The organism is Variovorax sp. W1I1 (assembly GCF_030815625.1).
Classification (GTDB): domain Bacteria; phylum Pseudomonadota; class Gammaproteobacteria; order Burkholderiales; family Burkholderiaceae_C; genus Variovorax; species Variovorax paradoxus_C.
Window position 1 is genome coordinate 3,523,753 of sequence record NZ_JAUSWZ010000001.1, and the last position, 12,839, is coordinate 3,536,591.

At 68.4% G+C, this 12,839-nt stretch carries 12 protein-coding genes; 4 read left to right on the forward strand and 8 right to left on the reverse strand.

The window, feature by feature from the left end:
• Nucleotides 1–95 precede the first annotated feature (95 nt).
• Both QFZ83_RS16420 and QFZ83_RS16425 read left to right on the forward strand, forming a co-directional pair.
• On the forward strand, nt 96–929 hold the full coding sequence (locus QFZ83_RS16420; RefSeq protein WP_306877121.1) for a CmcJ/NvfI family oxidoreductase: 834 nt from the start codon (nt 96–98) through the stop codon (nt 927–929).
• Nucleotides 926–1,558 carry a 2-hydroxychromene-2-carboxylate isomerase gene (locus QFZ83_RS16425; protein WP_306877122.1) on the forward strand — a complete coding sequence of 211 codons (633 nt, stop codon included), beginning with the start codon at nt 926–928 and terminating at the stop codon, nt 1,556–1,558. Before QFZ83_RS16420 ends, QFZ83_RS16425 begins: the two co-directional genes overlap by 4 nt.
• Here the strand turns inward: QFZ83_RS16425 and QFZ83_RS16430 are convergent.
• Entirely contained in the window at nt 1,523–2,458 is a 936-nt protein-coding gene (locus tag QFZ83_RS16430) for a LysR substrate-binding domain-containing protein (RefSeq protein ID WP_307512732.1), read from the reverse strand. The genes QFZ83_RS16425 and QFZ83_RS16430 overlap by 36 nt on opposite strands.
• Before the next feature lie 117 nt (nt 2,459–2,575).
• Between QFZ83_RS16430 and QFZ83_RS16435 the strand changes: the two genes are divergently transcribed.
• Together QFZ83_RS16435 and QFZ83_RS16440 are read left to right on the forward strand one after the other, a co-directional pair.
• Nucleotides 2,576–3,706, forward strand: a complete 1,131-nt coding sequence (locus tag QFZ83_RS16435) for an ABC transporter substrate-binding protein (protein WP_307508117.1) — start codon at nt 2,576–2,578, stop codon at nt 3,704–3,706.
• A 170-nt stretch (nt 3,707–3,876) separates the two neighbouring features.
• Nucleotides 3,877–4,704, forward strand: coding sequence for an aldo/keto reductase (locus tag QFZ83_RS16440; protein ID WP_307508119.1), 828 nt, complete (start codon nt 3,877–3,879; stop codon nt 4,702–4,704).
• Here the strand turns inward: QFZ83_RS16440 and QFZ83_RS16445 are convergent.
• The 7 genes from QFZ83_RS16445 to QFZ83_RS16475 all read right to left on the reverse strand — a co-directional run bounded on the left by QFZ83_RS16445 (nt 4,691) and on the right by QFZ83_RS16475 (nt 12,816).
• Nucleotides 4,691–5,662, reverse strand: coding sequence for a tripartite tricarboxylate transporter substrate binding protein (locus tag QFZ83_RS16445; RefSeq protein ID WP_307508121.1), 972 nt, complete (start codon nt 5,660–5,662; stop codon nt 4,691–4,693). The two genes, QFZ83_RS16440 and QFZ83_RS16445, sit on opposite strands and share 14 nt — an antisense overlap.
• Nucleotides 5,663–5,684: 22 nt before the next feature.
• Complete coding sequence (locus QFZ83_RS16450; RefSeq protein ID WP_307508123.1) at nt 5,685–6,812, reverse strand: porin; 1,128 nt, start codon at nt 6,810–6,812, stop codon at nt 5,685–5,687.
• A gap of 114 nt (nt 6,813–6,926) precedes the next feature.
• Nucleotides 6,927–8,627: a dihydroxy-acid dehydratase gene (locus QFZ83_RS16455; protein ID WP_307508125.1), complete on the reverse strand. Its 1,701-nt coding sequence runs from the start codon at nt 8,625–8,627 to the stop codon at nt 6,927–6,929.
• On the reverse strand, nt 8,624–9,085 hold the full coding sequence (locus QFZ83_RS16460; RefSeq protein ID WP_307508127.1) for an aconitase X swivel domain-containing protein: 462 nt from the start codon (nt 9,083–9,085) through the stop codon (nt 8,624–8,626). Before QFZ83_RS16460 ends, QFZ83_RS16455 begins: the two co-directional genes overlap by 4 nt.
• The gene (locus tag QFZ83_RS16465; protein WP_307508128.1) at nt 9,082–10,377 is read right to left on the reverse strand and encodes an aconitase X catalytic domain-containing protein; all 1,296 of its coding nucleotides are present in this window, start codon (nt 10,375–10,377) and stop codon (nt 9,082–9,084) included. Before QFZ83_RS16465 ends, QFZ83_RS16460 begins: the two co-directional genes overlap by 4 nt.
• Before the next feature lie 53 nt (nt 10,378–10,430).
• Nucleotides 10,431–11,276, reverse strand: a complete 846-nt coding sequence (locus QFZ83_RS16470; RefSeq protein WP_307508130.1) for an IclR family transcriptional regulator — start codon at nt 11,274–11,276, stop codon at nt 10,431–10,433.
• An 82-nt stretch (nt 11,277–11,358) separates the two neighbouring features.
• Complete coding sequence (locus tag QFZ83_RS16475; protein WP_306877133.1) at nt 11,359–12,816, reverse strand: FAD-dependent oxidoreductase; 1,458 nt, start codon at nt 12,814–12,816, stop codon at nt 11,359–11,361.
• Nucleotides 12,817–12,839: the final 23 nt, after the last annotated feature.

The window sequence follows — 12,839 nt, forward strand, 5'->3', positions numbered from 1 at the left end:
TCTCATATTCCTTTGGCTCATGCCAAGGCGCGCAGAAGTCGTTTGAGCCGGCGCCGCGCTTTCGCTCCAATGCCCCTCAGACCAAGGAGCCCCGCATGAACCACCCCACCGTCACCGCCGGCCTGAACTACCTGCAGCCTTCCGCCCTGCGCCCCTTCAGCTACACCTTTGCGCCGCCGCCCGGCACGCCCTGGGAAAGCGGCAGCTACGAGCTGCGCCCCATGCCGATCGCGGATGCCCGCAGAGCCGCGACGCCGACCGACATCGAGCGCGAAGGCTTCGTGCTGCGCGATGCGCCCACGGCCGTCTCCGACTTCCTCGACGACGCCGAGGTCACCGCCATCTACCACCGCGAGGTGGCCGAACTGGCGCTCGCGGTCACGGGCGGCACGCGGGCCCATGTGTTCGATCACCTGGTGCGCCAGCGCGAGGCCGACCGCACCGCCTTGAGCTTCGGCCGCCGCGCCACCAACGGCAAGGCCGCCGCCAACGGCCGCATCCACAACGACTACACCGAGGACTCCGGCCGCCGCCGGCTCGGCATGGTGCTGACCGACCCCGACGAAGCGGCGGCCGTGCGGCGCTACTGCATCGTCAACATCTGGCGCTCGATCAAGGGGCCGGTGCTCGACACGCCGCTGGCCGTCTGCGATGCGCGTTCGGTGATGGCGAATGACCTGGTGAATGCCGAGGTCCGTTATCCGCGCCGCACCGGCGAGATCTACCTGGCCACGCATTCGCCCGCACACCGCTGGTCTTACTTTTCGGCGATGGACCGGCACGAGGCGCTGATCTTCAAGCAGTACGACTCGCAACTGGGCGGCGTCTCGCGCTTCACGCCGCACGCGGCCTTCGACCACCCCGATGCGCCGGCCGACGCGCCGCTGCGCGAGAGCATCGAGGCCCGCTGCCTGGTGGTGTTCGAATGACTCCGCGCGACCTCCCTGTGCTGGACTTCTGGTTCGATTTCGGCAGCAACTACAGCTACCTGAGCGCGATGCGCATCGAGGACGAAGCGGCCCGCCAACACGTCCGCATCCGCTGGCAGCCCTTTCTGCTCGGGCCGATCTTCCGGTCCTTCGGCTGGTCGTCGTCGCCCTTCGTGCTGCAGAAGGAAAAGGGCGACTACACCTGGAAGGACATGGCCCGCCAGTGCCGCAAATACGGCCTGCCGTGGCGGCAGCCCACGCAGTTTCCGAGGGCGGCCGTGCTGCCGCTTCGCATCGCGCTGGTCGGCGCGGCGCAGCCTTGGATGGGCGAGTTCTGCCGGCGCACGATGGCCATGAACTTCGCCGAAGACCGCGACATCGATTCGCCGCAGGCGATGCGCGACCTGCTGGCCTCGCTCGATCTTCCGGCGCACCGGATCATCGAAGAAGCGCTGTCCGATGCGAACAAGGCGCGGCTGCGGCGCCAGACGGAGATCGCGGTCGAGAAAGGCATCTTCGGAGCGCCTACATTTTTCGCCGGCGACGAAATGTTCTGGGGCAACGACCGCCTCGACGAGGCGATGGCCTTCTGCTCAGAGACCGGTGCCGGTATCCACGGCCTCGCGTGACTGCCGCGCCTCGGCCACCAGCCAGGCGGCCACATGACGCACCTCTTCGCGCGGTTCGTCCTCGGCCTGGATCAGCCAGTACGCATGCCCCGAGGCCTGCGCGGGCACGGGCGAATCCACGCGCACCAGGCGCCTTTCGTCGAGCAGCGGCTGGATCAGTTCGAGCCGCCCCAGCGCCACGCCCTGCCCGGCCAGCGCGGCCTGGATCAACTGGTCGTACTGGTTGAAGTGCAGCACGGCCTGCGGTTTCGCATCGGCCCAGCCGACCGAGGCCAGCCACCCATTCCATTGCAGCCACGGATGCTGCGGATCATCGAAGTCGAGCAGGCACAGGCGCGAGACGGCCCCGGCCGCGCGCAACATCTTCAGGCCCAGCGAGGGATGCGCCACCGGCGCCACCGTTTCCCCGAAAAGCCGCAATGCGCCCGCCGGTGCCAGCGCAGGCGTGGTGTAGCGGATCGCAAGGTCGATGCCCTCGTTGCGCAGGTCGGCGAGCCGGTTGTTGGCTGAGACGCGCACGTCCACGCCCGGATGCAGCTTCTGCACCCGGCTGAGGCGCGGCAACAGCCAGAGCCCGGTCATGCCGATGCTGGCGCTGAGCGTCATGGGGCGCTGCTCGCCCGCCTGGCGGATGCCGCCCATCACGTCCTGCAGTTGCTGCACCGCGCCGTCGGCGCTGCGAAAGAGCCGCTCGCCCTCGGCGGTGAAAGAGATCGAACGGTGGCCGCGCACCAGCAGCTTCACGCCCAGTTGCCCCTCGAGCGCATGAACCTGCTTGCTGACCGCCGACTGGGTGAGGCACAGGTCCTCGGCCGCGAGCGAGATGCTCATGCGCCGCCCCACGGCTACAAAACCCCGCACCAGGTCCAGCGAAGACAGTCGGAGGAGCGAGAGTGGCATTCCCATGGCGAATATGAGGTGGGATTTTGCCGTTGCACCGATCACGTCGCAACTTGGGGCGATTGGTCCCAAAGCTCTTGCACCGCCTTAAGATCGATTCGTTAACCATTTGTGACCATGACACACAAAAAGATTCAACTCCTGACCTCGGCCTTTGCCGCCTTCGTTCTCGGACTGTCTGCTTCGGCGCATGCACAGACCGGCAAACCCCTGTTGATCGGCCAGACCTACGTGCAGACCGGCCCGCTCGCATCGCTCTCGACCGAGCCGCTGATCGGCATCCGTGCCATGTTCACCACGCTGAACGCAAACGGCGGCATCAACGGCCGGCCGGTCGAACTGCGCCAGCTCGACGACGCCTACGACCCCGCCAAGGGCGCCGAGAACGTCAAGACCTTCGCCAAGGACGGCGCCATCGGCGTGCTGATGCCCATCGGCACCTCGTCGGCAGTGGGTGCGATCAAGGCGGCCAACGAACTGAAGATCCCGGTCGTCGGCGCCTACACAGGCGCGGGCCCGGTCGTGAAATTCACCGACTACAGCTTCCCGGTGCGCATCAGCTTCGACGAGGAATACAGCCGCATCGTGAACCACCTGTTCACCATCGGCCTCTCGCGCATCGCCTTCGCGCACAACGACAACCCGGGCGCGCGCTCGGCGATGGAAAGCACGCAGAAGTTCATTGCCGAACGCGGCGACAAGATGGTCGGCAGCGTGGCGATCAAGAACGACGGTTCCGACGCGGCCGAGCGCGCCGCCGAACTGGCCAAGCTCAAGCCCAAGGCGGTGGTGCTGTCGGCCACCAACGACGTGGCGGCCAAGTTCATCACGGCGTACCGCGCGGCGGGCGGCGAGACGGCCTTCTATTCGTTCTCTTTCCTCAACGGCCAGAAGCTCTTCCAGGACATCAAGAAGGACGCGGCCGGCGTCGTCATCTCGCAGGTCGTGCCCTACCCGTGGAACAGCGCAATGCCCGTCATCGCCGAGTACCAGGCGGCGATGAAGAAGATCGGTGTGAACGAATTCGGCTACGCGAGCCTGGAGGGCTACGTCGCGGCCAAGGTCATGGTCGAGGGCCTGAAGCGCGCGGGCGCGAACCCCACGCCCGAGTCGCTGCAGAAGGGCCTGGAGTCGTTCAAGACGCTGGACATCGGCGGCATCGCCGTGTCGTACCGCCCCGGCGAGCACCGCGGGCTGACCTTCTCCGAGCTGTCGATGCTCAAGGCCGACGGGCGCTACCTGCGCTGAGGGCTTCCGGTCCAACGCCTGTCGGGCGCAGAATTTCGTTCGTGACGCCTCGCACGAACGCACCCCAGCTTCCCGCGCTCACGCGCGCCCGACTGCTTCGCCTGAGTGCGGCCCTGTGCGCGGGCGCCGCGCTCCCCTCCTTCGCCCAGCAGCAACCAGGCAGGCCCGCGATGCAGATGACCACCCGCCCCATTCCCTCCACGAAGGAAGCCCTGCCGGTCGTCGGCTGCGGCACCTGGATCGGCTTCGACCAGCGCCCCGGCACCGACGAGTACAAGCGCCTGCCCGGCGTCCTCGAAGCGCTCTTCGCAGCCGGCGGCACGCTGATCGACAGCTCGCCGATGTACGGCCGCTCCGAGGAAACGACCGGCGAACTTCTGGCTGCCGCCAAGCCACGCACCAAGCCCTTCCTCGCCACCAAGGTCTGGACCTCGGGCCGCGAGGCCGGCATTGCGCAGATGGAGCAATCGTTCGCGCGGCTGCGCACCAAACAGATCGACCTGATGCAGGTGCACAACCTCGTCGACTGGCGCACCCACCTCGCCACCCTGCGCGGCTGGAAGGAGCAAGGCCGCGTGCGCTACATCGGCATCACGCACTACACCGCCTCGGCCTACGACGAGGTCGAGGCCGTGCTGCGCGCCGAGAAGCTCGACTTCCTGCAGATCAACTATTCGCTCGACGCGCGCGAGGCCGAAGAGCGCCTGCTGCCGCTCGCGGCCGAGCGCGGCGTGGCGGTGATCGTCAACATGCCCTTCGGCGGCGGCGGCTTGCTGCGCCGTCTGCGCGACAAGCCGCTGCCCGCCTGGGCCGGCGAGATCGGCTGCACGAGCTGGGCGCAGGTGCTGCTGAAGTTCGTGCTGAGCCATCCGGCCGTGACCTGCACGATCCCCGGCACGAGCCGCGCCGAGCACATGGCCGACAACGCCGCGGCCGGCGCGGGCAGCTTCCCCGATGCGGCCTTCTGGCGCCGCGAAGCCGCCGCTATTCGAACTTGACGTTGTGCTCCCGCACCGTCGCGCCGAAGGCGTCGTACTGCGTGCGGAAGAACTCGGTGAACTTCGCCGGGCTCATGCCGTAGCCCTCGAAACCCTGCTGCACCAGCTGCGCATGCACGTCGGGCCGCTTGAGCGTGTTCTGCAGTTCCTGCGAGAGCCTGTCGGTGATCGCCTGCGGCAGCCCCGGCGGCCCGAAGAAGCCGGCCCATGGCGTGATCGTGAGCTTGCCCAGCCCCAGCTCACCGCCCGTCGGCACATCGGGCAGCAAACCGCTGCGCTGCGGCAGCAGCGTGACCAGCGCGCGGATGCGCCCCTCCTTCACGAAGCCCGGCGCCAGCGTGCCGGTGGTGAACATCATGTGGATCTGCCCACCCAGCAGGTCTGTCATGGCCTGCATGTCGCCCTTGTAGCGCGCGTTGACCACCTTGCGGTCACCCAGCAGCTGCAGCATTGCCAACTCAGAAGCGCTGTTGCTCGATGCGGAGTTGTAGGCGCCGGGCTTGGCCGCCACCATCGCAAGCAGCTCGTTCACGCTTTTGGCGGGCAGGCTCGACGGCACCACGAGGAACATCGAAAACTGTCCCGCCGAGCTGATCGGCGTGAAGGCCTTGAACGGGTCGTAGGGCGAGGTCGGCCGCAGTGTGGGCGCCGCCACCATCGCGGTGTTGGTGCCCATCAGCAGCGTGTAGCCGTCGGGCTTGGCCGATGAGGTGGCCTGCGCCGCGAGCACGCCGTCGGCGCCCGGGCGGTTCTCCACGATCACCTGCTGGCCGAGCTGCTTGGACAAGCCCTCCGCGATGATCCGCGTGAGCGAATCGGCGCCGCCGCCGGGCGCGAAGCCGACGATCAGCCGCAGCGGTTTGTTCGGATAGGCATCGGCGCCCCAGGCCGCCGTGCCGGGCAGCACCGTCGTTGTGAGGGCGGCAACGGCCGCAAGGGCCAGGTCTCTGCGTCGCATGAAAGGCTCCTTTCAAAAGAGATCAGAAGAGGTGCCGCACACCGAACTCCCACCCCGAAGAGCGCTTGCCGCCCGCGGGCGCGACGCCGCCGCTCACCACGTAGCGCGCCTGCCCGCTGTTCATCAGCCGCGCGTAGGTGCCGTAGAGCGCGGTGCGCTTGGAGAGGTTGTGCACATAGCCGATGCCGAACTGGCGCGCGTCGTCGCGGTTGCGCGGCATGCCGTTGGCGTTGCGCAGGCTCTCGTCGCTGCGGTCGTCCAGGTACGCGTAACTCACGCGGATGCGGCCGACCTCGAAGGCCGGGATGTGCGCGCCGATCTCGGCGGTGTTCTTGCGCACCGTGCCGGCCGCGAGCTTGACCGTCACCTTGTTGTAGAGCGCGAAGAACTTCGCAAAGCCCGCGTCCCAGGTGCCGCCGATGTTGGCGTGCGTGTAGTTGCCGATGGTGGAGGTGGCGTTGAAGTGCGAGCGCGTCACGGCCGCCGCGATGTCGAACGCACCCGAGGCGAAACCGAAGCGTGCGCCGCCGAAGTTGCCGTCGTCGCGGTTCGGCGCGATGGAGTCGTTCTCTCCCGTACCGATCATCGCCATGCCGTAGAAGCCGCCCAGCTTGGCCGGCAGCCAGTAGCTCACCGTGTTGCTGCCGGTGATGGCCGTGGGCAGCGGCCCGGTGCCCGCGCCCGCGAAGGTGAGGTTGCCCGCGCGCGCCACGCCGTTGGCGTTGAAGGGGTCGAAGTAGATGCTGTTGTAGTGCGTGGGAATGAAGTCGTGGCCCAGCCGCACTTCGCCCAGCGAATCGTGCGAGAGGCTCACGAAGGACATGCGGTCGAAGCTGATCGGCCCCGCCGCGCCCGCGCCGCTCGTCTGGTTGTTGGTGTTGCTCGGCCTGCCCGTGCCCAGGTCGGGGTTCAGGCTGCCTTCGAGCCAGAACCCTGCGCGCAGGCCCCCGCCCAAATCCTCGGATCCGCGAAAGCCGATGCGGCTGGTCGAGAGCCCGCCGTTCGACAGCGCCTTGACCGAACCGCCGCCCTCGCCTTTCGTGTACTGCACGCCCAGGTCCATCACGCCGAACAGCGTGACGCTGGATTGCGCCTGCGCCGCGCCGCTGCTGGCGAGGCCGATGGCCGAACACATCAAAAGTCTCTTCATGGTTTCTTGTCTCCTGCTCTTTTCTTGGTTGAAAACTTGGGTCGCGCGCAGGGCTGCGCCACCGGGTGCGCACGGGGGTGCGCACCGGTTGGCGAAGCCGGGGGTGAAAAAGGTCTAGCTGGCGGGCAGCGGGCGCTCGGTGCGCACGAGCACGGCCCCCTTGGACAGCGGACTCACGTTGCGCCGGTACTGCTGCAGCCAGCCGGTGTCGAAGGCCGGCGGCGGCGCCTGCCAGTCGGCGCGGCGGGCGGCAAGCTCTTCATCGGTCAATACGATGTCGAGGCGGCGCGCGTCCAGGTCGATGGTGATCACGTCGCCATCGCGCACCAGGCCGAGCGGCCCGCCCAGCGCGGCTTCCGGCGAAACCTCGGCCACCACGAGCCCCTTGCAGACCAGGCCCGACAGATGCCCGTCGGTCAGCAGCGCGACCTGGTCGCCCAGGCCCGCGCCATCGACCGCGAAGACCACGCGCGACGCGCCGCCGCCCATGGCCGGTCCGCCGCACGCACCGGCGCCGCGCATCACGACCACCTGGCCGGGAACGATCTCGTGGTTCTTCAGCGCGGCGATGGCCGCATCGGAAGTCCAGAAGCACACGGCCGGGCCGGTGAAGCGTCGCACCTTGCGCTCGGCGATGCCGGTCTTGATGAGGCCCGACTCGGGCGCGAGGTTGCCGCGCAGCAGCACGATGGCCGGCAGCGGCGCGACCGGGCGGTCGATGGGGCGGATCACTTCGGCGTCCATCACTTCGGCATCGCGCAGGTTGTCCGCGACGGTGCCGCCCGTGACCGTGAGCGCGCCCGTGTCGAGCAGCGGCGCGAGTTGCTTCATCAGCGCACGGCAACCGCCCGCCGCTTCGAAGGCCTCGATCGAATGCTCGCCGATGGGCCGCACGCCGGCCAGCACCGGCGTCGTGGGGCCGAGGCTTTCGAAAAGGCCGTACACATCGACGCCGCACTCGCCTTCGGTCGCCACTGCCTGCAGGTGCTTGGCCGTGTTGAGCGAACCGCCGATGGACAGCACCGCGCGCACCGCGTTGGCAAAGGCGCCGGGCGAGAGGATGTCGCGCGGCTTCAGGTCGTCCAGCACCATCTGCACGATGCGCGTGCCGGCCGCGCGCACGTCGGCCATCATCTTCGGGCTCAGCGCGGCCACCGGTGCGCTGCCGGGCAAGGCCATGCCGAGCGCCTCGCAGACGATGTGCATCGAGTTCGCCGTGCCCAGGCCCGAGCACACGCCCGGCCCGCGGATCGCCTCGCGGCTCATGCCCACGAGTTCTTCGACCGGCAGGTTGCCCGTCACGGCGTGCATCGCGCCGATGAACACCTCCTCGATGTCCATGTGCTTGCCGCGGTACTCGCCGCTCGGCTGGTAGCCGCAGGGCACGAGCAGCGCCGGAATGTTGAGCCGCGCCGCCGCCATGAGTTGCCCCGGCACCGTCTTGTCGCAGGAGGTGAGGCAGACCATGCCGTCGAGCTGCGCGCCTTCGACGGCCACCTCGATGTCATTGGTCACGAGGTCGCGCGCGCCCAGCATGTAGGCGCCGCGTGCGCCCGCGCCGGTGATGAAGTCGCTGGGCGCCGCGGTGCGGATCTCGAACGGCACGCCGCCCGCCGCGCGGATCGCGGTCTTGATTTCCGCCGCCACCTTGTCCAGGTGGCTGAAGCACGCGGCCAGTTCCGAGGAGCTGTTGACGATGGCGATCTTGGGCTTCTCGCAATCCTCTTCCGGAATGCCGAGTGCGCGCCAGTGCGCGTTGCGCACCGACCAGAGGTAGGAGCCGCGCGGGAAGTTGCTGCGCAATGGGCGGGTCATGAGCGGTCTCCGGTTCTGTTGTTCTTCTTGGTGATCTCGATCACGCCGCGGTCGGCGTCCACACGCACCCAGTCGCCGGTCTCGATGCAGGCGAGCGGGTCGCGCTCGAAGTCGGTCATCGAGGGCGAGTGCGTGACCACGGCGCCCAGCGCCATCTTGGTCGTCATCTCGTTGAAGAGGAACGCGGCGGGCGCCGAGTTCATGAGCCGCGTCATGTGGAACATCGCCGACCAGCCCGACGAGCCCTTGGCACCCGGGAACACCAGCACCTTGCCCGCAAAGCTCTGGCCGCGCAGTTCGTGCCGCGTTTCGATGACGGTGCCGGTGCGCGGATCGATGCCGCCCCAGCCCGAGATGCGGTCGCGCGTGACCAGCGCCTCGCCCTCCGCAACACCTCCCACGACCTTGCGGCCGCGGATGACGATGGTGTTTGCTTCAGTCATGACTGCATCGCTCATGCGTAGCCTCCGTTCCAGCGGCCGGTGCAGGCCGCATCGATGCACTCGGCCGTGCTGCCGAACCACGCCTGCACGCCGAGGATCGCGGGCAGGTAGTGCGCCTGCTTGGCGGAATCGAGCGCCACCGTCTTCGTGCCCTTGGGCACGGCGCGGCTCATCGCCGAGCAGCTGTCGGTCATGAGGATGCCGCCCGCGTCTTCGATGATCTTGGTGTAGCCGTTGCGGTCGGCCAGCGACTTGATGGCGCGCGGCGTGAAGATCCACAGCTCGCAATCGGGGTGGACCTTGCGTCCCTCAATGAGCTGCGCGGCCTCCCAGATCTGCTCGATGGTGTAGTGCGGGCAGCCCAGCATCACGTACTGCACTTCCGCGTCCTTGCCGGTGACGTTGATCTTCTCGTAGGTGGCGCGGCGCTCGGCCTCGCCGTAGCGCAGCACCTCGACGGGCGCCCTGCCGCCGAGCGCCTGTTCCAGCGTCAGCGCCTCGGGCGTGACGCCGGCAATGTGATACATCTCCACGCCGCCCGAGGACGACGCGGCCGCGCCGAAGTGCTTGAGCCGCGGCAGGTTCGGCACACGGCCGATGCCGCGCTTGCTGTGCACCACCGGCACGCGCTCCTGCACGTGCTCGCCGATGTAGTAGCCGAGCAGGCCCCAGTCCTGCACCGACTCGACTTCGATGTCGAGCTCGACCACATGGGTCGCGCGGCGGTTCTCGTCGAGGTGATAGCCCCAGTACGGAATGCGCCCGGTGAGCATCGCCGCGCCCGTGCTCTCGCGGCCTTCGGTGTTGGTGCGCGCGCCGAGCACCGAATTGCAATACACCACCGCCGACGATTCCATCCATGCGCAGTGCTCGCCGCGCGTCGGGATGTTGCCGACCTGGTAGGGCGTGCAGGTGTTCATGATCTGCGCGCCCAGGCCAGCCGCATGGCGCTCGCTGCGGTTGTAGAACTGCACGATCTCCTCGCTCACGCCCATGCGCTCGGGCTGGCCGGGGTCGAAGCCCAACTGCAGGTGGCTGGTGAAGACCTTGAACTTGGGGATCTCGACCGTCTCCTGGCTGTCGAGGCTGAATTCGGAGAACACCGCGTCCATGCCGCCGCCCTTGGCGAGCGCGAAGTCGCGCTGGAAGGGCGTGGTCGAGGTGATGGTGGCGCAGACGTTGCGCGTCTCGACCAGTCGCTCGGCGCCGAGGGCTTCGCCGTAGCGCATCAGGAGGTCCATCGCCTTCTGCACGGCCGGTCCGTCGCGGCCGTCGTACATGGCTTTTTCTTCGTTGCTCAGGTGCATGACCTGTGTCTCCGTTCTTCTGTCGTCGTGGGGAATGAACCCCGGCCGGGTTGCTAACCCGGCAAGGGCGTGGGCACGTGCCCGCCGATGTCGCGCGCGATGGTGAGCGCGATGTCGTGCAGGCGCGGTGCGAGTTCGTTGCGCAATCTGTCTTCGGTGAACACGAAGGCGGCGCCGCCGCCGTTGAGCGCCATCACCTCGCCGTCGGGGCCGATGAGCGGCACCGACACCGAGTTGATCTCGCGGTGGAATTCGCCGAGCGAGAGGCAGTAGCCGAGCCGCCGGGCCTCGCCGATGGCGCGCGTCATGGGCGCGGCAATGCCGTCCCATTCGGGGCCGCGCAGGAGGCGCATCGAATCGACCAGTTGGTTGCGCTGCACGTCGGGCAGCGCCGAAAGGTACGCGCGGCCGAGCGCCGAGTTCGGCAGCGGTGCACGCGAACCCACATCGAGCCGCGCAGACAGCATCGACGAGCGCGGCCGGCAGGCTTCGATCAGCACCATTTCCATGCCGTCGCGCACCGCGAGGTAGACGGACGCGCCCACCTCCTCGGCCATCGCCTGCATGCTGGGACGGGCGGCGGCGCGCACATCGAGGCTGCCGAGGAACACGCGCGAGAGCGACACCACGCCCGGCCCGAGCATGAAGCGGTCGGGCGCCTGCGCGGGCTTGAGCATGCCCAGCGACAGCAGCGTCGCGACCAGCCGGTTGACCGTGGGGCGCGGAATGCCGGTGATGCGCGCCACGTCGGCGTGGCCGAGCACCGGACGCTCTTCGCTGAAGCAGCGCAGCACCGAGATGCCGCGCTCCAGCGCGCTCACGGTGTCGGAGCGCTCGCCGCGCGCATCTGCGGTCGCATCGGCGGAGGAAAGAGAGCTGTCGTTTTTGTCGTTGGACATGGAGGGACCCTTTGAACGCTTTGCAAGACTGTGCAATGTAGAGGCTTGCGAAAGCGGATCGGCCGGGTTCATGGCGAAGGGATCAAACGCTGGCCTCGGCCGCGACGGATGCCGCGCCCTGCCCGGCTGCTTCGCCGCCGGCACGCAGGTACACGCCCTGCGCCAGCAATTCGGACTGCAGCGCGCCGACATCGATGAAGCGCGGCGCGATGCCGCCGCGCGACGCCAGCGCGGCCGCCACGCCCGCCGCCTGTCCGGTGATCCAGCACTGCGGAATCTCGCGCATGAAGCCGTGCGAATTGCGGTCGCACGAGATGTGGCGCCCGCAGGCCAGCAGGCCGTCGAGCTGCTGCGGCACCAGCGCGCCATAAGGAATGGAGATGTTCGGGAATTTCGGCGACACCGCGGGCGACACGCCGATCTCGTCCGCGAGCGCCACGCCGTCGGGCCACTGGCTGCGCAGCACCGCACCCACGCCCGAGAGGCGCCGCGCATGGCGCACGCCGATCTGCGGCGCGCTCAGCATCAAGTAGGCGTCCTCGAAGCCGGGCGCATGCGCCTTGAAGTAATCCAGGTGCGCGGCCATGGCGCGGTGCGAACGCACTTCCACGGCCGTGAGGTCGTCCACGTCGAGCGCCGAATAGCCCGACTGGCGCGGCCCCATGAAGAGCGCCACGTCGTTGCGCCACGAGACGAAGGGGCGCTCGAACAGCCCGCACACCTCGCGCCCGCGCGCCATGAAGGCGGTGAACGCCTCGGGCTGGCCGGCCTTGAATTCGATCCAGCGGTTCATGTCCACGCCGCCGAAGAGCCAGGAGGTGTTCATGCAGTGATGCACATCGGCCTCTTCGATGTCGTTCACGTAGGCGGCGCCGGCGCGGGCGAACAGGTCGCCGTCGCCGGTGGCGTCGACCACCACGTCGGCCATGATGGCCATACGGCCTTCCTTGCTCTCGAAGACCACGCCCTTCACGGCGCCGTCCTGCACGATCGGAATGGCGGCCCACGAGTGGTAGATGAGCTTGACCTTGCGCTCCAGCACGATCTCTTGCGAGAGCAGCTTCAGGCGCTCGGGGTCGATGGTGGGCGACCAGGTGACGACGCCGTGATACGCGGCCGTGCGCTGCGACCAGTGCGCGGCCTTGGCTGTGTCCTGCGAGCCCCAGTCTTCGCGCTGCGGGCCGGCGATGGCGTCGGCGGGCAGGCGATCGAACAGTTCTTCGGCGAAGCCGCGGATCACCAGCTTGCCTTCCCAGTCGGTCATGCGGTCGATCCAGATCACGAGGCCGCCGGTCGACAAGCCACCCAGGTGGTTGTAGCGCTCGAGCAGCGCCACGTCGGCGCCCGCGCGGGCCGCCGCTGCCGCGGCCGCGGTGCCCGAAGGCCCGCCGCCGACCACCAGCACGCCGCAGCGGTGATAGACCGGAATGTTCTTGCCGGGCTCGGCCCAGCTGCCGTGGTCAGGGCGCTTGACGCGGCTGTCGCGGTCGAAGATGTCGGAGGACAGGATGCGCTCGTCGGTGCGGACGACAGTTTTCATGGATGAATATCTTGGATGGGCTG